Source organism: Streptomyces sp. NBC_00872 (genome assembly GCF_045161915.1).
Lineage (GTDB): Bacteria > Actinomycetota > Actinomycetes > Streptomycetales > Streptomycetaceae > Streptomyces.
In genome coordinates this window covers 2,911,616-2,936,973 of record NZ_CP108806.1, presented here as the reverse complement: position 1 = coordinate 2,936,973, position 25,358 = coordinate 2,911,616, and the positions used below count along the sequence as shown (strand labels likewise).

The window sequence follows — 25,358 nt, the reverse complement described above, 5'->3', positions numbered from 1 at the left end:
CCTGACCGCTGTCCGACCGTGCACCTCGCGGTCGCCGAGGCGGGCGGGACGGGTGCCCCCACCCGTCCCGCCCGTCCTCACCGTCCCGCCCGATGCCCGCCCGACGGCATCTCCTACCTCGTACCCGAAGCCCCACGTCGCCGATGTCTCCACGTCACCGAAGCCCCACGTCACCGAAGTCTTCCCACCGCTGAAGAAACGGCCCCGATCGGACGCCCCGACATGACCACCACCCTCCAGGCCCGTGGCCCCCAGGCCCGCACCCTCGTCATCGCGCTGCTCGCGTGCCTGCTCGCCTGCCTGCTAGCCCTCACCGCGGCCCCCGGCGCCCACGCGTCCGCCCCGGCCAAGGACGACAAGGGCCGTACCACCTTCGGCGTGCAGCCCTCGGGCCCCAAGAAGCCGGACCGGCGCAGCGGTTTCTCGTACAGCGCCACGCCCGGCGCCGCGGTCGGGGACCATCTCGCCGTCCTCAACCACAGCACCCGAGCGCTGAAGCTGAAGGTCTACGCGAGCGACGCGTTCAACACCGCCGACGGAGGATTCGACCTGCTCGCCGCGGGACGCCCGTCGAAGGACGCCGGCACCTGGGTCGCGGTCGAGAAGAGCACGGTGGTCGTCCCCGCCAGGTCCCGCGTCATCGTGCCCTTCACGCTGACCGTCCCGCGCGGTGCGAGTCCGGGTGATCACGCCGCGGGCATCGTCGCCGCGCTCACCTCGTCGGGGTCGGGCGCCGAGGGCGACCGGGTCGCCGTGGAACAGCGCGTCGGCGCGCGGATCCACATCAGGGTGGCCGGGGAACTCAAGCCGCGGCTCACCGTGGAGAACCTCCGGGCGAGCTACCGGGGAACGGCGAATCCGTTCGGCGGCGGCTCGGCCACCGTGACCTACACGGTGCGCAACACCGGGAACGTACGGATCGGGGCGCGGCAGACCGTACGGGTCCGCAACGCGGTCACCGGACCGGTGCGCGCCCCCGGGGTCCATGACATCAAGGAACTGCTGCCGGGCAACGCCGTCACCGTGACCGCCTCCGTGCGTGATCTGTTCCCCGCCCTGCGGTCGACGGCGACGGTGACCGTCGACCCGGTCGCGGTGAGCGGTGACATCAATCCCGCGCTGCCCGGCACCACCCTCTCGGCCGGTTTCTGGACCGTGCCCTGGGCGCTCCTCGCCCTGCTGCTGGTCCTCGCGGCGGGCGTCGCGGTGTGGTTCCTCCAGCGCCGCCGGCGCGGGCGTCCCAGGCCCCCCGCCGCCTCCGAATCCCTCCCTTCCGTGCCTGACTCCGTGCCCGCTTCCGGGTCGGCCTCCGTATCCCACTCCGTGTCCAAGAAAGTGAAGACCTCCATGCTGACCAAGCGTTTCTCCAGGCAGGCCGCTCTCGGCGCCGCCACCCTGCTGACCGCCGCGGGCGGTGCGCTGCTGCTCGGCGCGCCCGCCGCGCAGGCCGCCGACCCGCTGGGCACGCTCAAGGTGGACCCGGCCACCGGCACCGACACCTCGGGCGTGAGCCTGACGACCTCCGCCGCCTGCCCGGCCGAGGCCGACTATGTGATCGTGAAGGTCGCCGGCAAGGGCTTCCCGGCCGAGGGCCAGAACGTCGTCGGCAACTCACCGATCAGCATCTACCAGGTCGTGGGCGACGGGTACGAGGTGCCGCTCAGCGAGACCATGCGGGACTACGCCAACACGGCGGGCTTCAAGACGCTGGAAGGCCGCTACGACTTCACCGTCACCTGCCGCAACGCCTTCGGCGAGACGACGTACGGCGACTTCACGGGCTCCATCTGGTTCACCTCGAACACCGTCTACCGCGACACCGACCCGGCCGGGCCCTCGGACCCGCCCACGAGCACCTCGCCCAGCCCTTCGCAGAGCACCGATCCCAGCACGACGCCGAGCGACCCGTCCGAGCCCTCCGACGACCCGGAGCCGAGCGACTCGGCCGATCCGTCCGACACCGGTCTTCCTCCCGGCACCGACGACCCCGGCACCGATGACCCGGGCACCGTGGACGGCGGCACGACGGACGGCGGTTCCTCGGACGGCGCCTCCGACGGCGGCTCCACGGGCGGTGGCTCCACCGATGTCTCCACCGAGGTCGGCTCCGGCGGCACAGGCGGCGCCCTCGCCAGCACCGGCGCACAGGCCGGACTCCTCGGCCTCGGCTCCGCCGCCCTGATCGCCCTCGGCACCGCCGCCGTGTTCTGGGCCCGCCGCCGCGGACTGCTCACTTTCGCGAACGGCGGCAACAGATGACCCCCCGTAAGACCCTCGCCGCGCTGCTCACCGGCGCCGTCGGTGTCCTCAGCGGGCTCGTGCTGCTCGGCGCCCCCGCCGCGCAGGCCGACACCCTGGGCACCCTCACGCCGTCCCCGGCCACCGGCGCGGATGTCTCGCCGATGTCCCTGACCACCTCGGGCAGCTGCCCCGAGCCGGCGACCCACATCCTGGTCTCGGTGACCGGCGCGGGCTTCCCGGCCGAGGGCCAGAACGTGGTGGGCAACTCGGAGATCGGCATCTATCCGGTCGTGGGCTCGGGGTACGAGGTGCCGCTGACCGAGACCATGCGGGACTACGCCAACACGGCGGGCTTCAAGACGCTGGAAGGCCGCTACGAGTTCACCGTGACCTGCCGCAAGGCCTTCGGCAGCGCGACCTACGGTGACTTCAAGGGCTCCATCTGGTTCACCTCGAACACGGCGTACCAGAGCACCGCCCCCGTGCAGGCGACGACGACATCCCTCACGGTGGCCCCGGCGGGCTCCGTCACCCAGGGCACCTCGGTCAAGCTCACCGCGAAGATCACGCCCTCGACGGCCCCGGGCAGCGTCCGGTTCCTCGACGGAACCACCCCGTACGGCTCGCCCGTCACCGTCTCGAACGGCACGGCGTCCCTCTCCACCACCACCCTCGCGGTCGGCGCGCACTCGCTGAAGGCGCAGTTCACGCCCGCGAATCCGGCGAACCACACCGGCTCGGCGTCCGCCGCGGTCCCGCTCACCGTCAAGGTCCGCGCGCCCTCGGTCACCACCGCGCCGAAGGTCACCGGCACGGCGAAGGTCGGCTCCAAGGTCACCTGCGCCGTGAAGTTCAGCGGTGCCACCGCCGTGCGCCACCAGTGGCTGCGCGACGGCAAGGTGATCACCGGCGCGACCGCGTCGACCCGCACCCTGGACTCCACCGACCGTACGCACAAGGTCTCCTGCCGGCCCAGCGGGATCAACACCGGCGGCACCACCACGGTCACCAGCCCCGCCGTCACCGTCGCCACCGGCCCCGCGCTCAAGGTGAAGACGGCCCCGGCCATCAGCGGCACCGCCAAGGTCGGCAAGAAGCTCACCGCCAAGGCCGGCACCTGGACCCCCGCGGCCCAGTCGTACACCTATGTGTGGAAGCGGGCCGGCAAGGCGATCAGCGGCGCCACCAAGTCCACGTACACGGCGGTCAAGGCCGACAAGGGCCACACGCTCACGGTCACGGTCACCGCCAAGCGCTCCGGGTACGCCAACGGCGCCGCCACCACGAAGTCAGTGAAGGTGACCTGACGGTGACACAGGACACCCTGGAGCGCCCGCCGAGCGCCCCACCGGCCGGCCGGGCGCGCGACCAGCGCCCGGCCGGCCCGGCGCTGCGCGCCACCGGCGCCGCGCTGAGCATCCTCGCCGTACTGCTCCTCGCGTTCGTCGCGAATCTGGGGCCGCTCGGCGATCTGCGCCACGGCAGGGACCAGCAGGTGGCGAACTCCGCCCTGCGCGGGGAGCTGGCCAACGCCACGGCGCCGGTCGGGCCGCGCGCCCAGAACGGCGAGCCGCTGGCCCTCGGCACCTCGGTCGCGCTGCTGGACATCCCGCAGCTCGGACTGCGGACGGTCATCGGGGAGGGCACGACCGCACAGGTGCTCGCCGGCGGGCCCGGCCACCGCAGGGACACCGTGCTGCCCGGCCAGCCGGGCGTCAGCGTCGTGATGGGCCGTCAGGCCGCCTACGGGGGCCCGTTCGCGCATCTCGAACAGCTCAGGGCCGGTGAGACCTTCACCGTCAGCACCGGCCAGGGCAAGCACACCTACCGGGTGCTGGGCGTGCGCAGGGAAGGCGACCCCCAGCCGCCCGTCCTCGAAGCGGGCAAGGGCAGGCTCACGCTGATCACCGGCGACGGGCACGCCTTCCTGCCCGGCGGACTGCTGCGGGTGGACGCGGATCTCGTCTCCGCCGTCCAGCCCGGCGCCGCGCCGCTGTACACGACCGGTTCCCTGCCCGCCGACGAGAAGCCGATGGCCGTCCAGGCGTCCGCCTGGATGCCGCTGGTGCTCTGGGGCCAGGCCCTGCTGCTCGCCGCCGCGGCCCTGACCTGGATACGGGCCCGCTCGGGCCGCCGCGAGGCCTGGGTCGTCGGCGTCCCCGTACTCGGCGCGCTCGGCTTCGTCGTCGCGGACCAGGCCGCGCTGCTGCTGCCCAACCTCCTCTGACCACCCGACCCCCGCAACCCCCGCGACCTCGAAGGACATGACGTGACCGCCTCCACCTCCGACACCATCCCCCTTCCGTCGGCGGGGATCCCCGCCCCGGGCACCGCCGCCGAGCTGGAGGCGCGCCGCGTCTCGGCCTGGTTCGGTGACCACAAGGTGCTGGACCGGGTGTCGCTGACCATGCCGGCCGGAGAGGTCATGGCGCTGATCGGTCCCTCCGGCTGCGGCAAGTCCACCTTCCTCCGGATCCTCAACCGGATGCACGAGCTGATCCCGTCGGCCTCGCTCGCCGGTGAGGTGCTGCTCGGCGGGCAGGACATCTACGCGCCGGAGCGGCGGCTGACCGACGCCAGGAAGCGGATCGGCATGGTCTTCCAGAAGCCGAACCCCTTCCCGGCGATGTCCGTGTACGAGAACGTCACCGCCGGTCTGAAGCTCACCGGTGTCCGGCTCGGCCGGGACGCCAGGGACGAGCTGGTCGAGTACTGCCTGACGAAGGCGGGGCTGTGGAACGAGGTGCGTGACCGGCTGCGCCAGCCGGGCGGCGCGCTCTCCGGCGGCCAGCAGCAGCGGCTCTGCATCGCCCGCTCACTGGCGGTCAGACCGCGGGTGCTGCTGATGGACGAGCCCTGCTCGGCGCTCGACCCCACCTCCACCCGGCGGGTGGAGGAGACGATCAAGGAACTGGCCGGCGAGGTCACCGTCGTCATCGTCACCCACAACATGCAGCAGGCGGCCCGGGTCTCCGACCGGTGCGCCTTCTTCCTCGCCGAACAGGGCACGCCCGGCGGCATCGTCGAGCACGGCGACACCACCGCGATGTTCCACAGCCCGGCCGACCCCCGCACCGCCGACTACGTCAACGGCCGCTTCGGCTAGGCCCGGCTTCGGCTAGGTCCGTACAGGCCCTCGGGGCCCCTTGAACCGGACGCCCGTCGGGGTGCGTTCGAACGCGCGTCGCACCAGGTGCCCTGCCTGGTGCGACGCGCGTAGTTCGTTGCGAAGGAACGCGGTTTCCCACGTTTGTTCTCGGTGTCTGTTGGTGACCTCGCCGTAACCAAGGGGCAACTTCCTGGCGAATCATCTCGTCAGGTAGTCGGTTGAATCCCACGTGTCACGAACGTCTCACTAGGTTGCACCTGCTGCTCCAAGGGCCGTAACCGCGGCCCGACTGGGACGAGTGGCAGGGGTGGGGACATGGGATCGCCCGATGAGACCGGGAGATTACGGAGCGCCGCCGGCGTGCGCTGTCAGACCGACATCGACGCCGACGGCCGCTACGGATGGCGCGTCGTCGCACAGAACGGGCGGGTGGTGGCCGTTTCGGCAATCGCTTTCGCCACGTACGAGCGGTGCCGCGCCTCTTTCGAGGAGGTCTGCCGACAACACGCGGTCCTCACCGGAGGTGTCCAGCACACGCAGGAGAACAACGGCTGGATGTGGATCGTCAGGGACCAGGGCGGACAGCGCACGATCGTGTCCGCCCGTTCGTACGAGCGGTACTCGACCTGCCGGGCGGCGTACGCCCGCTTCCGTGACCTGTTACGGGAGTTGGGCGACAGCGGCGAGTTCCCGTGGAGCGGCCGTTGAAACGGATTTCGATCCTCATGCGCACAGGAGTCTGGCGCCGCGCATGGTTCTCCGCACGCCACTTGCACACGTTCGTAACCCGAAGTTGCCTCTAGGGCGCCCCTCGTTCACGTGAAGGTGCCCACGTGTCAACCGCGCCCCGTGAGCGTCTTGGTTGTGCTGAGACGAACAAGGGAGCGAACTGTGGCCGCCGGGGTGACCGGCGGGCCGTTCGGCGGTGATTCCGGCGAGACGCCGGCCGTCGACAGTTCACGCGTGCTGTACGCCGACCCCGGGCTGCCCGACCGGATCTTCCGAGGGGTGGCCCGAGGCGGCGGCGGCCTGGTCCTCGCCGTCATGCTGCTGGTCGGCGGCTTTCTGCTGTACCGGGCGTGGCCGGCGCTCGACCGCGCCCGCTGGTCCTTCCTGACCACCGAGGCCTGGGAACCGGACGCGGGCAATTTCGGTATCGCGGCCGTGATGGTCGGTACCGTGCTGATCGCCCTGGTGGCGATCGTGGTGGCGGTGCCGCTCGCGGTCTGCGCGGCGCTCTACATCTCCGAGTACGCGCGGCCCGGGATCCGCTCCACGCTGATCAGCGTCGTCGATCTGATGGCGGCGGTGCCCAGCGTGGTCTACGGACTCTGGGGGCTCTTCTTCTTCGAGGGCGCCGTCCTGCCCACCGCCCGCTGGATCGCCACCTATCTGGGCTGGTTCCCGCCGCTCGGCGTGGTCGGCACCGACCCGGACGACCCGCTCTCCACCGCGACCGTCTACACATCCTCGACGCTGATCGCGGGCATCGTGGTGGGCTTCATGGTCGCGCCCGTCATCTGCTCGGTGATGCGTGAGGTGTTCACCCAGGCCCCGGCCGGTGAGCGCGAGGGCGCCTACGCGCTCGGCGCCACCCGCTGGGGGATGATCCGCAGCGTCGTCCTGCCCTTCGGCAAGGGCGGCATGATCGGCGGCACCATGCTCGGCCTCGGCCGGGCCCTGGGCGAGACCATCGCCGTCTATCTGATCATCTCGCCGGTCTTTGTGATCCAGTGGCACATCATCCAGAGCGGGACCAGTTCGGTCTCCTCGCTGATCGCGCTGCGGTACGGAGAGGCCAGCCCCTTCGCCATGTCCGCGCTGATGGCGGCGGGCCTCGCGCTCTTCGTGATGACCCTGATCGTCAACTTCGCCGCCTCGTCGATCGTCGCCCGCAGCCGCTCCGGCGCGGCGAGCGACGCGTAGCGCCATGAGCGGCTGTCCGCCGGACCTGTCCGGCCACCGGTCCGTCCGCGACCGCCGGACGGGCGTCCGTGCCGTGTCCGCCACCGCGGGGACGGGCTCACGCGCTCTGTACCCAACCGCCGCACGGGCCGCCGTCACCGGCCCACCGCAAGCCGTCTCTAAGGGGATTCACCCGCTATGACCCTCGCACCCGAGACGCCGCCGGCCGTCACGGCGGAACGGCGCACCGTGCTGCCCGCGAGCCGGCCGCGGCCCGCCGAGCCGGGCGGGGAGCGGCGGCGTTCCCTGGGGCTGGGCCGGGCCACGGACGTCTACGCGCTGCTGGGCGCGGGCGCCGCGGCCCTCGGCCTGACCGCGCTGCTCTTCGTATGGCTGCTGCCGTTCAACGGGGTGGTCGGCTTCGTCTGCGTCGGATACGCGGTCTTCCTCGCCCTGTACGCGCTGCTGGTCTCCTTCGACGAGGACGCGGCGACCGTACGGGACCGGCTCGCCGGGGTCTTCGTCCGCAGCATGGGCCTGGTCCTGCTCACCGCCCTGGTCTTCGTGATCGTCTTCACGCTGTGGGAGGGCCGCAGGGCGCTGCCCCATCTCAACTTCTTCACCGAGGACATGAAGCTCTCGGGCCCGCTCGAACCGCTGAGCGTGGGCGGCATCCTGCACGCCGTCGTCGGCACGCTGGAGCAGATCGGTATCGCGCTGGTGCTCACCGTGCCGGCCGGGCTGCTCTGCGCGGTCTTCCTCAACGAGGTGCCGGGACGGTTCGCGCGGTTCGTCCGCACCGTCGTCGAGGCCATGACCGCGCTGCCGTCCATCGTCGCGGGTCTGTTCATCTACGCGACCGTGATCCTCACCCTGGGCACCGGCAGGTCGGGCCTGGCCGCCTCCCTCGCCCTGGCGGTGATGATGCTGCCCATCATCATCCGCGCCTCCGACGTGGTGATCAGGCTGGTGCCGGGCACGCTGCGCGAGGCGTCGTACGCGCTGGGCACCTCCCGCTGGCGCACCGCCTGGCATGTGGTGCTGCCCACCGCCCGCTCCGGTCTGACCACCTCGGTGATCCTCGGCACCGCGCGCGGTGTCGGCGAGACCTCTCCGGTGCTGCTCACGGCGGGCTTCAGCGCCGAGATGAACGCCGATCCGTTCGACGGGTCGCAGGTGTCCCTGCCGCTCGCCACCTTCGAGTTCGTCAAGTCGCCCGAACCGAACATGATCGCCCGCGGTTTCGGCACCGCGGCGACGCTGATGGCCCTGGTGCTGCTGCTGTTCATCATCGCCCGGATCATCGGCGGGCGCGCGCCGGGCCAGTTGACGCGCCGTCAGACCCATCGGCGGGTGCTCGCCTCACGCCGTGACGCCGAGCGCTTCGCCACCCGTACCCGCACCGGTACGGACGGCCACAAGCCGGCCGTACCCTCCGCCACACCCTTCAGGAGTTCCCCGTGAGACCCGCGACCGTCTCCCGTCTTGCCCTAGGGCGTGTCCGCAAAGTCTCGCCTGGCCCGCGACGCCCGGCACGCACGCTCGCCGCGTTGTCGGAGTCGTCCGAGTACGTCCAGTCCATCGACGACGCCGATCCTCCGCCTTGCGATCGCACGCACCGGACGCCGCGGACCCCGCCCTTCGGGCGGACGGCGATACTTCGCGGACACGCCCTGGGGCTGGCCGCGCTGCTCTGTGCGCTGCTGGCCGTCGGGCCGCCGCCCGCCTGGGCGGCGTCCTATCCGAAGATCAACGGCGCGGGCTCCACCTGGAGTGCCAACGCGCTGGACCAGTGGCGCCGCAATGTCGCCTCCAACTTCGGTATGACCGTCAACTTCGCCGCGACCGGATCGTCCAACGGGCGTGAGCAGTTCAGAAACGGCTCGGTCGACTTCGGTGTCTCCGAGATCCCGTACGGGCTCAAGGAGGGCGGCGTCACCGACACCCCGCCCACGCGCGGTTTCGCCTATATGCCGATCGTGGCCGGCGGCACCGCCTTCATGTACAACCTGAAGATCGGCGGCAAGCGGGTCACCAATCTGCGGCTGTCCGGCGATGTCCTCGCCAAGATCTTCACCTCGAAGATCACCATGTGGAACGCGCCCGAGATCCGGGCCGACAATCCGGGACTCACTCTCCCCGCCCGCCGGATCGTGCCGGTCGTACGCTCCGACGGCTCCGGTACGACGGCGCAGCTCACCGCCTGGCTGGCCAAGGAGCACGGCCCGACGTGGAACGACTACTGCGGACGCGCCGGACGCGCCTCGCCGTGCGGTCTGACCTCGTACTTCCCGGTCGTGCCCGGCACCTCGACCATCGCCAAGTCCGGTTCGCTCGGGGTCTCCAGCTATGTGAAGCAGAACCAGGCCGAGGGCGCGATCACCTATGTCGAGTACTCGTACGCCATCTCGACCGGCTTCCCGGTCGCCAAGGTGCTCAACGACTCCAACTACTACGTGGAGCCGACCGCGTCCAGCGTCGCCGTGGCCCTGCTCGACGCCAAGATCAACCCGGACAAGAACTCGACCGACTATCTGACCCAGATCCTCGACGGCGTCTACGGGTCGAAGGACAGCAGGTCCTATCCGCTCTCCAGCTACAGCTACATGATCATTCCCACCTCGCTGGCCGGTGACCAGAACCCGATGACCGAGGCCAAGGGCCTCTCGCTGGGCACCTTCGCCAACTACTTCCTCTGCGACGGCCAGCAGATGGCCGAGGAACTGGGCTACTCGCCGCTGCCGAAGAACCTGGTCCTGGCGGGCTTCGAGCAGGTCAGGCGGATCCCGGGCGCGCCCAAGGACAAGATCAACATCGAATCCTGCCGGAATCCCACCTTCTCCTCCAACGGGACCAACACGCTCGCCAACAACGCCCCGCGGCCGAAGGCCTGTGACAAGAAGGGCACGACCCAGTGCTCGACCGGCACCGCGGGCGCCAAGGACACGCAGACCCCGGTGAAGCCGTCGGCGCAGGGCTCGAACGGCGGCTCGGGCAGCGGCGGTCCTGGCGGCGGCACGGGCGGCAGCGGCGGTACGGGAGCGACCGGCGGTACGGGCGGCACCTCGGCCGGCACCGGCGGAGCGGGCGCCACGGGCGGCGCCTCCGGCTCCCAGGACCCGTCCGCCGCGGCGGCCGGCGCGTCCGGCGGCACGATCGACCCCGACACCGGTGAGCTGATCACCGAGGACGGCGCCTCCGGCGGCGACTCCTCGGTCGTCGCGAACCCGGTCACCCTCGCCTCGGGCGAGTCGTCGGCGCTGCGCGGCGCGCTGATGGGGCTCTCCGCGCTGCTGCTGGTCGGCGTCGTCGTCGGCCCGCCGCTGACCGCACGCGCCCTGTCCGCCCGCGCCCGCCGCAGGGAGGGATCGGGATGAGCGTGCGCGAGACGACGGTGTCCCGGCGGGTCAAGGCCGGTCTCGGCGCGCTGGCCGGCGCCCTGCTGCTGGCCCTCGTACCGCTGCCGTCAGGACCGGTCCAGGCGGCGGAGGCGCCGCCGGCGGACGTCACCGCCGAGGACTCCGCGGTGACGAAGACCGGCAAGAAGGGCCCGTACGACGACTTCTCCGGTCTCCAGGTGACGGTCCATCAGACCAGGAATCTACGCGCGCAGGGCGTCGAGGTGAGCTGGACGGGCCAGGAGACGTCGGCCGCGAAGTACATGAACTTCCTTCAGATCATGCAGTGCTGGGGGGACGACCCGGCGGGCCCCGAACGTGAGCAGTGCGAGTTCGGCGCGAACAACGCGGGCGAGCGCTTCATGGGCCTGCGGGCGCTGCCCAGGGGCCTGGACCCGGGGGAGACGGAGTACACCGAGGCCCCCGGCGGCGGCAACCCGTTCGTCCCGTTCCGGCCGGTGGTGGGGGAACAGACCGATTCGGGCACCGACTGGACGTACTTCACCAACAACGACACCAACACCCAGCCCTGGCTGCGCACGAGGCAGGACGGCACCGGCGAAGCGATCTTCGAGGTGAAGACGGCGCTCGAAGCGCCTCATCTGGGATGCGGCGAGGTCGACCCGGCCGCCGGGCGGACGACGCCCCGGCGGTGCTGGCTGGTCGTCGTCCCCCGTGGCACACACGATCCCGACGGCTCCTCCGACATCGGTACCGGGCTGAAGACGTCCGGCCTGAGCCAGTCCAACTGGGACCAGCGGATGGTCTTCCCGATGGACTTCGGTCCGGTGGGCAACACCTGTGACGCCGACAAGGCCGAGCGCCGCGTCATCGGATCCGAGCTGCTGACCGACGCCATCACGTCGTGGCAGACGCGGTTGTGCTCGGGCGCCGACGCGCGGTTCACCTTCAGCCAGGCGGGCGAGGAGTACACGCGCGGGCTCATCTCGAATCCCACGCCCAGTTCGCCCGGACTGGGTATCACCGTGGCGCCGGTCGAGGGCGGGACGGAGGTCGTGCACGCCCCCGTGGCGGTCAGCGCTCTGACGGTCGGCTTCTTCTGGGAGGACGGGGACGCCGGGCAGGTGCACGATCTCAAGCTCAGTCCACGGCTGCTGGCCAAGCTGCTGACCGGTTCGTACCCGTACGACGTCCGGCAGATCACCTTCCAGAGTCCGGTTCCGAAGCATCTCGAAGGAAATGCGCTCTCCATCATCGTCGATCCGGAATTCAGAGAGCTGAACCCGTACTTCGAGCGTCCCACGGCGCCTCAGCTCGGACCCGACGGAATATTGCTTCAGGCCGGTAATTCGGATGTCAATTCCCTTGTCTGGCGCTATCTCCAGTCGGACACCGACGCCCGGGAATTCCTCCAGGGGAAGCCTGACCCCTGGGGTATGAAGGTGAATCCCTCCTACCGGGGACTGGGTCTCGACAAGGACGCACCTTTCGATTTCCCGAAGGCGGACCCGACCGAGACCGAGGTGTCGCTGGCACTCGGCGGTGATCAGACGGGGAAGATCTCGTACGGACAGCAGGAGAAGTCGCCCTACTCCAACGACCTGCACAACGGAGCGCTGCGGATCCGGCGAGGGGCCAGCGGGGCGACCTTCGTCCCCGCCCAGGACCCCAACTCCCCAGGCGGCGTCAAGCTGGTGACCTCGGACGCCATCCCGGGCGACCGCAGGACGTACGGCATCGTCGACGCCGCGTCCGCGTCCCGCTACGAGCTGGACGTCGCCGCGCTTGCGAACGCCGACGGCCAGTACGTCAAGCCGACCGCCGACGCCCTGCTCAAGGCCGTCGACCGTATGCCCGACTCGGCCGTCAAGGGTGTGAAGGCACCCACCCCGGCCACCGCGAAGGGCGGTGCCTATCCGCTGGCGGCGGTCGCCTACGCCGTCGCTCCGCTGGACCAGCCCGCGAAGGTGCGCCAGGACTACGCACGGCTGATCCGGTACGCGGCGGGCGCCGGGCAGACGCCGGGCCTCGCCCCCGGCGAGCTGCCGCCCGGATACGCGCCGCTGCCCGAGGCCCTGCGCGACCAGGCGTCGGCCGCGGCCGACCAGCTCGAACGCGGCAAGCCGGCCGCCCCCGGCGATGACGAGAGCGCTCCGAACGGTTCCGGCGGCGCCGGTGGCGGCGATGGCGCGGGCGGCGGGTCCGCGGGCGGCGCCGGTGACGGTACGGCGGCGGCCGGCGGTACCGCGGACGAGGAAGCGGCGGCCGGCGGCTCCGGTACGGACGCGCCCAGCGCCTCCGCCACTCCGGGCGCCGCGGCGGCGGGCGGCGGTCCGGGCCCCGCCAAGAGTGTCGCGGCCTCGTCCGGCGGACTGACCCCCGGCGAGGTCCTGGGCATCGTCCGCTGGGTGCTGCTCGGGGTCCTGGTCGCGGGCGGTGTCGCCGCGCTGGCCGGTCCCGTACTCCTGCGGCTCTCCGTACGACGGGCGGCGACGGGCGGCTCCGGATGAGCTGACGGGACCGTGGCCCTGGAATTCCCGGAGCGGCGTTCCGCCCTCCGGGAATTCCGTGCAACCACCGGTGAATTCCCTAGGAGTCACCTAGGAAATGCCCTCGTAACCTTTTCCTTCAATGGAGTTGGTGGATCTCCGGCGGGAGAATAAGGAACTGTTCACGGTGTCGGCCGACGGGTCGGCAGCAACGAAAATCCGGATTCCTCTTGACCGTCCATTCCTCGCAATCCGTTTTTCACGGAGGAGAACAGAAGTGAACGTCAAGTCCCGTATTCGCATGGCCGCCGCCGCCGGCGCCGTCGCCATGGGCCTCAGCCTGTTCGCGACCCCCGCGTCCGCCGACTCCGAGACCCGCCAGATCGTCGGCGTGGGCTCCGACACCACGCAGGACGTCGTCAACGGTCTGGGCAACGTCATCCTCGACCCGAACGGCACCCCGGACAACCAGCTCATCCAGTCGTACAACGCGACGGGCACCGGTGGGGTCACCTGCCGTACCGGCGGCACGATCACGCGGCCCAACGGCTCCTCGGCCGGCATCGACGCGCTGCGCAACGACCTCACCAACACCGCGATCGACTGTGTCGACTTCGCCCGCTCCTCCCGGGGCCCGGCCGACTTCAGCACGACCCGGCTGACCTGGATCCCGTTCGCCAAGGACGCGGTGACCGTCGCGGTCCGTTCGAACAGCGCCCTCAACGACAACGTCGGCTTCACCACCGCCGAGCTGCGCGCCATCTACACCTGCACCAAGACCACGCACAACAGCGTGACGCTGAAGCCGCTGCTGCCGCAGTCGGGCTCCGGTACCCGCACCTTCTTCCTGGAGAAGATCGGCGTCACCGAGGCCCAGCTCGGCTCCTGCGTCAACGGCACCGTCCAGGAGCACGACGGCACCGCCCTGACGGACGTCGGCCACGTCGCCCCGTACTCCATCGCCCAGTACATCGCCCAGACCGGTGGTGTGGTGACGGACCGTCACGGCGCCACGGTCCTGGCCAAGGTGGACACCGTCCAGCCCCGCATCGCCGGCAAGCTCAACACCGCCTTCCCGTACAACCGTGACGTCTACAACGTCGTCCCGACCGCCAAGCTGACCGGCGGCGCCACCCCGGACGCCGACCTGATCCGGGCCTTCGAGACCACCACCAGCCCTGCCGCCACCGCCCAGATCTGCGCCCAGACGGCCGTCATCGAGAACTACGGCTTCGGCACGGTCGGCAACTGCGGCAACACCAGCGTCAAGGCCGAGCGCTGATGACCCGGGGCGGGCACTGACCACGGTCTCCGCCCCGGTCCTTCTCCCAGTACTCACCACCGCACCACCAGTACTCACCGCACCACACGCACCACACGCACCACCGCACCACGGCCGGGCACCCTCCACGGGTGCCCGGCCCCCGGCCTCCGCACCCGCGGCCGGCCGACGGCTCCAGGTACCGCGATCACGGAGGAGAGGCACAGAGTGAACATCAGGTCCGTCATCCGGTCGGCGGCCGTCGCCGTCACCGCCGCTCTCGCCATGAGCTTCCTCGCCCCCGCGGCCGTCGCCGACCCGCCCCAGTACCGCCGGCTTGTCGGCGTGGGCTCCGGCACCACGCAGGACGTGCTCAGCGCTCTGGGCTCCGTCGTCGCCGACCCCGACGGTGTTCCGCACAGCCTCCTGATCGGTTCGTACGACGCGACGGGCCCCTCGCCCGTCAAGACCCGCCCCGTCGGCTGCCAGATCCCCCGGCCCAACGGATCGCACGCCGGTATCGCCGCGTTGCGCGACGACATCGCCGCCGGTACGCACTGCGTCGACTTCGCCCGCTCCTCCGTGGGCCCGGAGGACACCGTGGAGACCCGGAGCACCCGGCTCACGTTCATTCCGTTCGCCAAGGACGCGGTGACCGTCGCGGTCCGTTCGAACAGTGCCCTCAACGACGGCACGGGCTTCACGACCGAGCAGCTCCATGACATCTACACCTGCGCGCTGACCACGTACAACGGTGTCGTCCTGACCCCGCTGCTGCCGCAGCCGGGTTCCGGCACGCGGAGCTTCTTCCTGCGCGAGATCGGTGTCACCGAGCCGCAGATCGGCTCCTGTGTCGACGGCACCGTCCAGGAGCACGACGGCACCGCCCTGGACACGGTCGGTGACATCGCCCCGTACTCGGTCGCGCGGTACATCGCCCAGACGGGCAGTGTGGTGGCGGACCGTCACGGTGTGACGGTCCTCAGCCGACTGGAGGGCGTCGCGCCGCGCGTCAGCGGCAGGCTGAACACCCTCTTCCCCTTCACCCGTGACGTCTACAACGTCGTCCGGACCGCCGAGCTGACCGGTGGCCCCACCCCGGACCCCGACCTCATCAGCGCCTTCGTCGGCCCCACTTCCACGGTCTGCGCCCAGGCGAACCTGATCCAGGTGTACGGCTTCGCCACACTCGGCTCCGCCTGCGGCAGCACATTGTGACGGGGGTGCGCTGATCAATATCCCTTCTCTCCCACGCAGGCCGGACACCCCTCCAGGTGCCCGGCCCGGCGGCGTATCCGGATCCGACCGGCGGCGGCGCCCGACACCGCACCTCGTGCCTGACCTACACCTACTAGGAGTAACGACCATGACACGCCTCGCGCGAGCGAGAACATTTCCGGCGCTGCTGATGTGCTGCGCCCTGATCCTGGGCGCTGCCGCCGCCGTGCTCGGCGCCGCGGCCACCGCGAGGGCGGCGGACCGGCTGGGTGATCTGACCCTCAGCCAGACCTCCGGAAGCATCACCGACAACCCCCTGGTCCCGCATGTGACCACGGACGCGCCGTGCCCGGCGGGCCAGGGCGATGCCCTGCAGCTCAGGGTGGTCCACCCGACGACCGGATTGCGTCCGAGTCTCGGCCAGGTGAGCGCGGGCGGCTATGACACCGCGCCCGTGGACACCGACCTGCCGGCGTGGGGCACCTCCCTCGCCGACATCCTCGACGGCTGGTTCGGCGCCGAGCCCCATGACGGCACCTACACACTGCAGTTGGAGTGCCCCAACTGGGACGACACGAACGCGTTCGCGTTCTTCTCCACGAACATCGAGGTCACCGGCGACACCTGGGCACTGCCCCAGGCGGAGGCCACCAGCGTCGAGCTGACGGCGGTGCCGGAGATCGAGTCCAAGCTGGGCGACACGGTGACCATCACGGCGAAGGTGACCCCCGCCGTGGCCGGTGACTTCACCCTGACCGCGCAGCAGCTCAACGCCGAGCCGGTCGAACTGGGCAGCGAGGCGGCCGACAACGGCACCGCCGTGTTCACCACCACGGCCCTGCCCCTGGGCGTGATGAGCATCGGGGCGCAGTTCACCCCCGCCGACCCGGACGCCTACACCCCTTCGGTGGGGTCCATCGCCGACTACACCGTCAAGCCGGCCACGGGCCCGTCCGGCTCCCCGTCGCCCAGCGGCTCCGAGAGCCCCGAGGAGCCCGCCGACCTCGAAGTCGTCGACGCGGACGGCAACCCGCTGGGTGAGAACCCGAATCTGGAGGCCGGTCAGAAGGTCGCTATTACCGCCCGCGGCTACTCCCCGAGCGCTGTGGTGAAGGTCTCCCTCTCCGACAGCGAGACGGCCTTCGCCGACGCCACGGCGGACGCCGAAGGCATCGTGCAGGGCTACGACTTCACCGTCCCGGACGAGATCGCCGACGGCGACCACACGCTGACGCTCGCGGAGGACAAGGCGGACGGCCACAGCGTCGCGTTCGCCTTCACCACCGGCGAGGTGGTCGACCCGGACCCCAGCCCCGAGCCCAGTGACAGCACCGGCGCGGACGGCGGTACGACGGACGGCGCGACCGGTGGCGACACCGGCGGGTCGGACACCGGCGGTACGGGCGGCTCGGACAGCGGCGCCGGCGGAACCGCCGGAGGCAGCGGCGGGGGCGGTTCGCTCGCCTCGACCGGCACCGGTGTCGCGGCGATCGGCCTGGGCTCGCTGGCACTGCTCTTCGTGGGCGCGGCCTTCGTGGTCAGCGCGCGCCGCAAGGGCATGCTCACGTTCGCCGCACCGGCCGGCACACCGGTCGACTGACGCGGAACGGACGGCGGAACGGGAGAGCGAGGGCTTCCGGGGGCAGACCGTACGCCTGCCCCCGGGCCCGCGCTCGTACCCGTACCCGTACCGCCGGCCGCATCCGCTCGTCCCCCTCCACCCCTTCACTTCCCACCCCACCACCACCCCTCCACCCCGAGAGCGAGGAGCGCAGCCACCGTGGCCGTTCTGATATCGCCGCCCTCCGCCCCCGCGCCGCAGGCCGGGGCCCGACGGCCCGCCGGGCGCGGCGGAGGCGCCCCGCCCGCCGCCCGTCCCGGGCTGGCGCTGGCCGGGGCCGCGCTGTGCGTGCTCGCCGCCGTGCTGCTCGGCTTCGCCGCCAATCTCACCGTCGTCGGGCATCTCAAGCACGAGCGTGACCAGCAGGTCTCGTACGACGAACTGCGCAAGCAGCTCGCCGAGGGCACCGCCCCGGTGGGCGGGCGCGATGTCGAGGGCAAGCCCCTCGCGCTCGGCGCGCCCGTGGCGCTGCTGGACATCCCGGAACTCGGTGTCCACGAGGTCGTCGGCGAGGGCACCACCTCGGGTGTGCTGATGTCCGGTCCCGGACACCGCCGTGACACCCCGCTGCCGGGACAGGCGGGCACCGCCGTGATCATGGGCAGGCTGTGGGGGTACGGCAGTCCCTTCGCCGGCCTCGACCGGCTCCCGGTGAACGCCACCTTCACCGTGATGACCGGTCAGGGCAAGGCGGAGTACCGCGTCACCGGCAGCAGGCGGGCCGGTGACGCCCTGCCCGTGGCCGCCGACCCCACCAAGGGCAGGCTCACCCTGATCACTGCCACCGGTCCCGCGTACACGCCCTCGGGAGTGCTGCGGGTGGACGCCGAACTGACCAGCCCCGTACAGCCCAGCCCGCCGCGCGACCGGCGCTCCGGCTGGATCGGTACGGCGGAGGAGGCGCTCAAGGGCGACAGCGGAGCCTGGCTCGCGGTCTTCCTCTGGACCCAGGCACTCTTCCTCGCCGCGCTGCTCGCGGCCTGGGCACAGCGTGTCTGGGGCCACTGGCAGGCCTGGATCTGCGCCGTGCCCGTACTGGCCGCCCTGGGCCTGGCCTGCGCCGGCGCCATCACCCGCCTTCTGCCCAACCTGCTCTGAACCACCGGGAGTTGATCCATCATGACCGCCACCACCTCGCATGACCTCGCCGACACCCTGGGCCTGCCCGCGGTGGGCGGTGACACCGCCGCCTCGCTGGAGGCCGAGAGCGTCTCCGCGTGGTTCGGCGACCACAAGGTGCTCGACCGCGTCTCGCTCACCATGCCCGCGCACGAGGTCACGGCGCTGATCGGCCCGTCGGGCTGCGGCAAGTCGACCTTCCTGCGCATCCTCAACCGTATGCACGAGCTGATCCCGTCCGCCGGTCTCGCCGGACGCGTGCTGCTCGACGGCGGGGACATCTACGACCGGGGCCGCCGGATCACCCACGCCCGGCGCCAGATCGGCATGGTCTTCCAGAAGCCCAACCCGTTCCCCGCCATGTCCCTGTACGACAACGTGGTGGCCGGTCTCAAGCTCAACGGCATCAAGGCCCACCGCGACGGCAAGGACGACCTCGTGGAGGAGTGCCTCACCAAGGCGGGCCTCTGGCGCGAGGTCAAGGACCGCCTCCGCCAGCCGGGCGGCGCCCTCTCCGGCGGCCAGCAGCAACGCCTGTGCATCGCTCGCTCCCTGGCCGTACGTCCCAGGGTCCTGCTGATGGACGAGCCCTGCTCGGCCCTCGACCCCACCTCGACCCGCCGTATCGAGGAGACCATCGCCGAACTCAAGTCGGAGGTGACGATCGTCATCGTCACCCACAACATGCAGCAGGCCGCCCGCGTCTCCGACTCCTGCGCCTTCTTCCTCGCGGAACAGGGCACCCCTGGAGTCATCGTCGAACACGGTGACACGGACGCGATGTTCAACACCCCCCAGGACCCGAGGACGGCCGACTACGTCAACGGCCGCTTCGGATAACGGCCCCTGGTCCTCCAACGGCCTCCGCCTTCCCGGGGGCGCCCCGTCCACTACCCTCCGGACCGTGGGGAGGGCGTGTGTCGACGGAACGGCAGGCCATGGATCTTGAGCAGTACGAGCGGCGGGCGCGGGGCGGGCCGTGCTTCGTCTGCGCGTTTCTGGCGGGTGAGCCGGAGTACCGGCACGAGAGGGTGTACGAGGACGACGAGCACGTGGCCTTCCTCGACCGCTGGCCCACCCTGCCGGGGAAGGTGCTGGTCGCGCCGAAACGCCATGTCGAGCACGCCGTACGGGAGCTGGACGAGGCCGCGTACACGCGGCTGATGCTGTTCGTCCGGGCGGTGGCGCTGGGGGTGGAGGATGTGCTGGAGCCCGAGCGTACGTATCTGCTGTCGCTCGGCAGCCAGGAGGGCAACGCCCATCTGCACTGGCACATCGCGGGCCTGCCGCCGGGGGTGCCGTACAGGCGGCAGCAGTATCACGCGCTGATGACGGAGCACGGGGTACTGACCGTACCGCCGAGGGAGAGCGCCGAGCTGGCGGGCCGTCTGCACGGAGCGGTCGCCGACCGGCTCCGGGCGGCCGGCCCGGCCTGAGGCCGGGCCCCGGGGCCTCAGCGCGCCGGGAAGGCGTGGCGGCGTGCGGCTGCGACCGTTGCCAGGGCTACGGCGATCAGTGGCAGCGTGGTCCAGGGCAGCGCGCCCGCACCGGTCCCCGCGCTCTCCAGGACGACACCGCCCGCCAGGGACCCCGCCGCGATGCCCGCGTTGTAGACCGTCGTCTGCATCGATGTCGCCACATCCGCCCTCCCCGGCCCCGAGATACGCACCAGCGCGGTCTGCAACAGCGTCGGCGCTCCGCCGAAGGCGACGCCCCACGCCGCGACGGCGGCCGGCAGGACGACCGGGTCACGCCCGAAGAGTCCCAGCGCGAGCATCGCCGCCGCGATCAGGGCCAGGGCGCCCAGCAGCGTCGGCCGCGGGTGACGGTCGATCAGTACGCCGACGAGCCAGATCCCGCCCACCGTGGCGAGCCCGAAGACGAACAGGACCAGGCCGGCCCGGCCGGAACCGAGGCCGGAGCGCTCGGTGAACGGCGCCATGTACGTGTACATCGCCTGGTGCCCCAGCAGCAGGAGCAGCGTGATGGCCAGCACCGTCCGGATGCCGGGCATGGCGGCGATACGCCACAACGGAACGCGCTCCGAGGCCGGTTCACCGGGAAAGTCGGGGACGCGCCACGCCACCCAGGCCACCAGCACCACCGCCAGCACGGCCACCGTCCCAAAGGCCGCCCGCCAGCCCAGCAGTCGGGCCAGGGCCGTGCCCGCGGGGATGCCGAAGGAGAGCGCGACCGTGATCCCGGCCAGCACGATCGCGATGGCGCGGCCCCGGCGCTCGGCCGGGACCATACGGGCCGCGTACCCCGCGAGCATCGCCCACAGCGTGCCGCCCATGACACCGGCCATCAGCCGGGCCCCGAAGGTCAGCGCGTAGTCGGACGAGAGCGCGGTGACGGCGTTGCAGAGCGCGAAGCCGGCCAGCGTGCCCATGAGCACCGGACGTCTGCGCAGACCGCGCAGCGCGGCCGTGAGCGGGATGGCCGCGAGGAAGGAGGCGGCGGCGTAACCGGTCACCAGGAACCCCACCCGGCTCTCGGACACCCCCAGACTCCGGCTCATGTCCGGCAGCAGCCCGGCGGGCAGCAGTTCGGTCATCACGGCCGTGAACGCCGCCGTGAACAGGGCGAGCAGCCCCCGGAGCGGCAGCCCGGGGTGCCCGGACCCCGCCTCGGTGCCGGAGCCGTCTCTCGATGCGATGGACATGCGAGCATGGTGAAACCTTCACACCAGTGTGAAAGCAAGCCCGCCCCTTGAGGCCCGACCCCCGCACGGAGCGCCATGAAGATCGGTGAACTCTCCCGGCGCACCGGCGTCCCCACCCGGATGCTGCGCTACTACGAGGAGCAGGAACTGCTCCGTCCCGAGCGCGCCGACAACGGCTACCGCTCCTACGACGAGCCCGCGGTCCACCGGGTCCAGCAGATCCGCGGACTGCTCGACTCCGGCCTCACCACCGAGATCATCCGCCGGATCCTGCCCTTTCTGAACAAGCCGGACGAGATCCATCTCCACCCGGAGTGCCTCACCCCCGAGACCGCCGCCCTGCTGCGCGGCGAGGCGGAGCGGATCCAGCAGCGCATCGACTGCCTGGCCCGCAACCGCGACGCCATCCACGCCTACCTCGCCGCCGTCCTGCCCGGCCCCGAAGACCGGTCTCCCCCTCCTACACCGCGTCGTTCGGACGGGACATCCGGAGAGCCAGCTCCCGCAGAAGCGCCTCCGACGTGATGTCCGTACGGCCGCTGTCATGGACCTCGGCCAGCTCGGAGTAGACGAAGCTGAACGCCCCGATGAGCTGCATGATGGCGGGCAGCGCCGCCTCGGTCACCGCGTGCGCCGCCTCCAGCGGGGTGGCCTCGGAAGAGACCGTGAACGAGGGGAAGACCTCGGCGAGCAACGACCCGATCTGGCCCGCGCCCTGACCCGCCCCCGACTCGGCGCCGGTGGCCGGATCCCGGTCGGCGGTACGGATCCACTCCGCGGACTGGGTCAGAATGCCGATGGCCCTGAGAACGACTTCGCTCTGTTCCATGAGCAGAGCCTAGGGTCTTTCGTTTGGATCAGGCTGGGTGAGGGAGCGGGGTCTGGTGCCGTGGATCGCAAGGCGGAGGAGGGAGTCCACGCGGAGCGTAGGCGACCGACGACAACGCGGCGAGGCGCGGTGCCAGGGCACGCGAGCCCAGCAAGATCCAAAAGAGAGGCCCTTTAGGCGGCCCGTCCGGCTCCGCCCGGAGCGGAAGTCGGTAAAACCCGGACGCGGCCACGGAGTCCGACCTACTCTCGACATGTGTCAGGCGCGTCCGGTCGGGTGCTTGTCGTGGACGACAACAGGGTCATCCGGCAGTTGATCAGGGTCAATCTCGAACTGGAGGGTTTCGAGGTCGTGACCGCGGCCGATGGTGCCGAGTGCCTGGACGTGGTGCACGAGGTCATGCCCGATGTCGTCACCCTCGATGTGGTGATGCCGCGCCTGGACGGACCCCGCACCGCCGCGCGGCTGCGCGCGGACCCGAGGACGAGCCGGCTGCCGATAGCGATCATCAGCGCCTGTACGCAGTACGAGGTGGAGTCCGGAATCGCCGCCGGGGTGGACGCCTTTCTGGCCAAGCCCTTCGAACCGTCCGAGCTGGTCCGTCTCGTACGGCGGCTGACCCGCCGGGACGCCCCGCCCCCGTTCGATCTCGACGGCCGGCACGGCGCGGGCCACGCGGGAAGCGCGCGGGGCTGACGGCGGCGACAGGCCGGCCCCCGATGACCGCCCCCGGTGACCGCATCGCGAAACCGGTTCGCGAAGTGGCCCCCCTCCTCCCCTACGCTGGTGCCGTGACCCCCGCAGAACTCTCCCGGACCGTGCGGCACGCCGTGTGCCGCGCGGTCGAGGACGACGTCCTGCCGGGGCCCGTACCCGAACAGGTCACCGTCGAGCGCTCCCGCCCCGGTGGCCGGGGGGACTACGCCTCCAATGTCGCCCTGCGCCTCGCGGGCCCGGCCGGCCGGCCGCCCCGTGAGATCGCCGAGATCCTGCGTAGCCGCGTCGACACCACCCGGGGCATCGCACGGGTCGAGATCACCGGACCCGGCTTTCTGAACTTCACACTCGGCCGGGACAGCCGGGCCGAACTGGTCCGTACGATCCTCCGCGACCCCGCCCGGTACGGATACGGCGAGGCGCTCGCCGGTACGGCCGTGGCCTTCGCGCCCCCGCCCGCCGCCGACGTCCGCGCCCGGGTCTGGACCGACACCGTCGTACGGCTGCTCCGCAGCCAGGGCGCCGAGGCGGCCGTCGTACCGGGCGCCGTGGAGAGACCGGCGCTCGTACCCGCCGCCCCCGGCACCGGCCCCAGCCCTGACGCGGACACCGGCCCCGGCACAGGCACCGACGGCGGCCAGGACCCCGACGGTCTCTTCGTCCGGCTCGGGCGCGACGCCGCCCACTGGGCGCTGCTGCGACCCGCCGCCCACGACCGCCCGTACACGGGCCCGGACCTGCTCGTGCAGCGCGAGAGCAACGCCCTGTTCCGGGTGCGGTACGCCTACGCCCGTACCCGCGCGGTCGTCCGCAACGCCGCCCAGCTCGGTATGGCGCCCACCCCGGGCCCGTACGCCGAGGACACCCCGGGAATCCCGCAGGCCGAGCCCCCCGCCGAGCCCCCCGCCGCCGCTACCCCCGCCCAGGCCGCCGCCACCTCCGCCCTGTTCACCGCCCTCGGCGACCACCCCGCCGTCCTCGAAGCCGCCGCCCGGCTGCGCGCGCCCGACCGGCTCGCCCGCCATCTCGAACTCACCGCGGAAGCGTTCCTGCGCTTCCAGGAGAGCTGTCGTCCGCTGCCGCTCGGCGACGAGAAACCCTCGGCCGCCCACCGCTCCAGGACCGCGCTCGCCGAAGCCGCCGGGGCCGTGCTGGCCGGCGGCCTGTCCCTGCTCGGCATCGATGCGCCAGAACACCTCTGACCACCTGCCCGGGGCCCGCCGTCGTACGGCACGGCCGCGTACGGCGCGGCCCCGCCGCACACACCGAATCCCCCGAACAGCGCGTACGAACACCGCACACACACGAACACCGCACACGAACACCTCTGAGAGAGCCAAGAGAGCCACGAGATGAGCCGTTCCGCACACCCCGCAGGCCCCCGCCACGCGGATGTACTCCCCGAAGGGCACTACACCGCCCCGGCCGCCGATCTGAACGTTCTCGACGAGAAGGTCTGGTCGCGTACGGTCCGCAGGAACGAGGACGGCGTCGCCACCGTCGCGGGCATCGAGGTGACCCGGCTGGCCGAGGAGTTCGGCACCCCGGCGTACATCCTCGACGAGGCCGACTTCCGCGCCCGCTGCCGCGCCTGGTCCGACGCCTTCGGCGGTGACGCGGACGTGTTCTACGCGGGCAAGGCGTTCCTGTCCCGGGCCGTGGTCCGCTGGCTGAACGAGGAGGGGCTCAATCTCGACGTGTGCTCCGGCGGTGAACTCGCCACCGCGCTCGCCGCCGGAATGCCCGCCGAGCGCATCGCCTTCCACGGCAACAACAAGTCCCTCCAGGAGATCGAGCGCGCCGTCTCGGCCGGTGTCGGCCGTATCGTCCTCGACTCCTTCCAGGAGATCGTCCAGGTCGCGCACGCCGCCCAGCGCCTCGGGACCCGCCAGCGGGTGCAGATCCGGGTCACCGTGGGCGTCGAGGCCCATACGCACGAGTTCATCGCCACCGCCCACGAGGACCAGAAGTTCGGTATCGCGCTGGCCGGCGGACAGGCCGCCGAGGCCGTCAGAAGGGCGCTCACGCTCGACGGTCTCGAACTGATCGGTATCCACTCGCACATCGGCTCGCAGATCTTCGACATGGCGGGCTTCGAGGTCTCCGCCCGCCGTGTGGTGCAGCTTCTCGCGCAGGTGCGCGACGAGCACGGGGTGGAACTGCCCGAGATCGACCTCGGCGGCGGCCTCGGTATCGCGTACACCTCCGAGGACGATCCGCGCGAGCCGCACGAGATCGCCAAGGCGCTCAGCGACATCGTCACCCGGGAGTGTGAGTCCGCCGGGCTCCGTACCCCGCGTATCTCCGTCGAGCCGGGCCGCGCGATCGTTGGGCCCACGGCCTTCACGCTCTACGAGGTCGGCACCATCAAGCCGCTCGAAGGACTGCGTACCTATGTCAGTGTGGACGGCGGCATGTCCGACAACATCCGTACCGCCCTCTACGACGCCGAGTACAGCGTGGCGCTCGTCTCGCGCCGCTCCGACGCCGAGGCGATGCTGACACGCGTCGTCGGCAAGCACTGCGAGAGCGGCGACATCGTCGTACGGGACGCGTTCCTGCCCGCCGACCTGGCGCCCGGGGACCTGATCGCCGTGCCCGCCACCGGCGCGTACTGCCGCTCGATGGCGAGCAACTACAACCACGCGCTCCGGCCGCCCGTGGTCGCCGTCAAGGACGGCGGGGCCCGGGTGATCGTCCGGCGTGAGACGGAGGAAGATCTTCTGCGTCTCGACATCGGAGAGTGAAATACATGTCTCGCAATCTGGACGGGGGACAGAAACCCCCGTCCAGTGAGTGAGACTGGTTCGGGTTCCCGCTTGAAA

General features: G+C 71.3%; 21 protein-coding genes. 19 read left to right on the top strand and 2 right to left on the bottom strand.

The window, feature by feature from the left end:
* Positions 1 to 222 precede the first annotated feature (222 nt).
* The 15 genes from OG214_RS12455 (at position 223) to OG214_RS12385 (ending at position 19,758) form a co-directional block, all read left to right on the top strand.
* The gene (locus tag OG214_RS12455; protein WP_405984760.1) at positions 223 to 2,259 is read left to right on the top strand and encodes a hypothetical protein; all 2,037 of its coding nucleotides are present in this window, start codon (positions 223 to 225) and stop codon (positions 2,257 to 2,259) included.
* Positions 2,256 to 3,548 carry an Ig-like domain-containing protein gene (locus tag OG214_RS12450; RefSeq protein WP_405984759.1) on the top strand — a complete coding sequence of 431 codons (1,293 nt, stop codon included), beginning with the start codon at positions 2,256 to 2,258 and terminating at the stop codon, positions 3,546 to 3,548. The genes OG214_RS12455 and OG214_RS12450 overlap by 4 nt, the downstream gene beginning before the upstream one ends.
* 2 nt (positions 3,549 to 3,550) lie before the next feature.
* A complete protein-coding gene (locus OG214_RS12445; RefSeq protein ID WP_405984758.1) occupies positions 3,551 to 4,468 on the top strand; it encodes a sortase in 918 nt (305 codons plus the stop codon).
* A gap of 87 nt (positions 4,469 to 4,555) precedes the next feature.
* Entirely contained in the window at positions 4,556 to 5,347 is a 792-nt protein-coding gene (locus OG214_RS12440; protein WP_405987486.1) for a phosphate ABC transporter ATP-binding protein, read from the top strand.
* Between the two features lie 363 nt (positions 5,348 to 5,710).
* On the top strand, positions 5,711 to 6,058 hold the full coding sequence (locus OG214_RS12435) for a hypothetical protein (RefSeq protein ID WP_363083116.1): 348 nt from the start codon (positions 5,711 to 5,713) through the stop codon (positions 6,056 to 6,058).
* A gap of 183 nt (positions 6,059 to 6,241) precedes the next feature.
* On the top strand, positions 6,242 to 7,276 hold the full coding sequence (pstC, locus tag OG214_RS12430; protein WP_405984757.1) for a phosphate ABC transporter permease subunit PstC: 1,035 nt from the start codon (positions 6,242 to 6,244) through the stop codon (positions 7,274 to 7,276).
* Positions 7,277 to 7,453: 177 nt separating this feature from the next.
* Positions 7,454 to 8,719, top strand: a complete 1,266-nt coding sequence (gene pstA / locus OG214_RS12425) for a phosphate ABC transporter permease PstA (RefSeq protein ID WP_405984756.1) — start codon at positions 7,454 to 7,456, stop codon at positions 8,717 to 8,719.
* A gap of 86 nt (positions 8,720 to 8,805) precedes the next feature.
* A complete protein-coding gene (locus OG214_RS12420) occupies positions 8,806 to 10,632 on the top strand; it encodes a phosphate ABC transporter substrate-binding protein PstS (protein ID WP_405984755.1) in 1,827 nt (608 codons plus the stop codon).
* A complete protein-coding gene (locus tag OG214_RS12415) occupies positions 10,629 to 13,124 on the top strand; it encodes a hypothetical protein (protein ID WP_405984754.1) in 2,496 nt (831 codons plus the stop codon). The genes OG214_RS12420 and OG214_RS12415 overlap by 4 nt, the downstream gene beginning before the upstream one ends.
* Before the next feature lie 256 nt (positions 13,125 to 13,380).
* The gene (locus OG214_RS12410; RefSeq protein ID WP_363083121.1) at positions 13,381 to 14,385 is read left to right on the top strand and encodes a substrate-binding domain-containing protein; all 1,005 of its coding nucleotides are present in this window, start codon (positions 13,381 to 13,383) and stop codon (positions 14,383 to 14,385) included.
* 207 nt (positions 14,386 to 14,592) lie between these two features.
* Positions 14,593 to 15,582, top strand: a complete 990-nt coding sequence (locus tag OG214_RS12405; protein ID WP_405984753.1) for a substrate-binding domain-containing protein — start codon at positions 14,593 to 14,595, stop codon at positions 15,580 to 15,582.
* A gap of 148 nt (positions 15,583 to 15,730) precedes the next feature.
* Positions 15,731 to 17,182, top strand: a complete 1,452-nt coding sequence (locus OG214_RS12400) for an Ig-like domain-containing protein (protein WP_405984752.1) — start codon at positions 15,731 to 15,733, stop codon at positions 17,180 to 17,182.
* A gap of 180 nt (positions 17,183 to 17,362) precedes the next feature.
* Positions 17,363 to 18,301, top strand: coding sequence for a sortase (locus OG214_RS12395; protein ID WP_405984751.1), 939 nt, complete (start codon positions 17,363 to 17,365; stop codon positions 18,299 to 18,301).
* A gap of 21 nt (positions 18,302 to 18,322) precedes the next feature.
* Positions 18,323 to 19,162 carry a phosphate ABC transporter ATP-binding protein gene (locus OG214_RS12390; RefSeq protein WP_363083125.1) on the top strand — a complete coding sequence of 280 codons (840 nt, stop codon included), beginning with the start codon at positions 18,323 to 18,325 and terminating at the stop codon, positions 19,160 to 19,162.
* A gap of 77 nt (positions 19,163 to 19,239) precedes the next feature.
* Positions 19,240 to 19,758, top strand: coding sequence for an HIT family protein (locus tag OG214_RS12385; protein WP_405984750.1), 519 nt, complete (start codon positions 19,240 to 19,242; stop codon positions 19,756 to 19,758).
* Positions 19,759 to 19,775: 17 nt separating this feature from the next.
* Here the strand turns inward: OG214_RS12385 and OG214_RS12380 are convergent, their stop codons facing one another.
* Positions 19,776 to 20,987, bottom strand: coding sequence for an MFS transporter (locus tag OG214_RS12380; RefSeq protein WP_405984749.1), 1,212 nt, complete (start codon positions 20,985 to 20,987; stop codon positions 19,776 to 19,778).
* 75 nt (positions 20,988 to 21,062) lie between these two features.
* On the opposite strand from OG214_RS12380, the gene OG214_RS12375 reads away from it, so the two are divergent.
* A complete protein-coding gene (locus OG214_RS12375) occupies positions 21,063 to 21,512 on the top strand; it encodes a MerR family transcriptional regulator (protein WP_405984748.1) in 450 nt (149 codons plus the stop codon).
* Here the strand turns inward: OG214_RS12375 and OG214_RS12370 are convergent.
* The gene (locus OG214_RS12370; RefSeq protein ID WP_363086276.1) at positions 21,448 to 21,816 is read right to left on the bottom strand and encodes a hypothetical protein; all 369 of its coding nucleotides are present in this window, start codon (positions 21,814 to 21,816) and stop codon (positions 21,448 to 21,450) included. The genes OG214_RS12375 and OG214_RS12370 overlap by 65 nt on opposite strands.
* 255 nt (positions 21,817 to 22,071) lie before the next feature.
* On the opposite strand from OG214_RS12370, the gene OG214_RS12365 reads away from it, so the two are divergent.
* From OG214_RS12365 to lysA, 3 genes are all read left to right on the top strand, one after another.
* Positions 22,072 to 22,512: a response regulator gene (locus OG214_RS12365; protein WP_363084614.1), complete on the top strand. Its 441-nt coding sequence runs from the start codon at positions 22,072 to 22,074 to the stop codon at positions 22,510 to 22,512.
* A gap of 95 nt (positions 22,513 to 22,607) precedes the next feature.
* The gene (gene nrtL / locus OG214_RS12360; protein ID WP_405984747.1) at positions 22,608 to 23,735 is read left to right on the top strand and encodes an ArgS-related anticodon-binding protein NrtL; all 1,128 of its coding nucleotides are present in this window, start codon (positions 22,608 to 22,610) and stop codon (positions 23,733 to 23,735) included.
* 150 nt (positions 23,736 to 23,885) lie between these two features.
* Positions 23,886 to 25,280: a diaminopimelate decarboxylase gene (lysA, locus tag OG214_RS12355; protein ID WP_363084612.1), complete on the top strand. Its 1,395-nt coding sequence runs from the start codon at positions 23,886 to 23,888 to the stop codon at positions 25,278 to 25,280.
* The last annotated feature ends 78 nt before the right edge of the window (positions 25,281 to 25,358 follow it).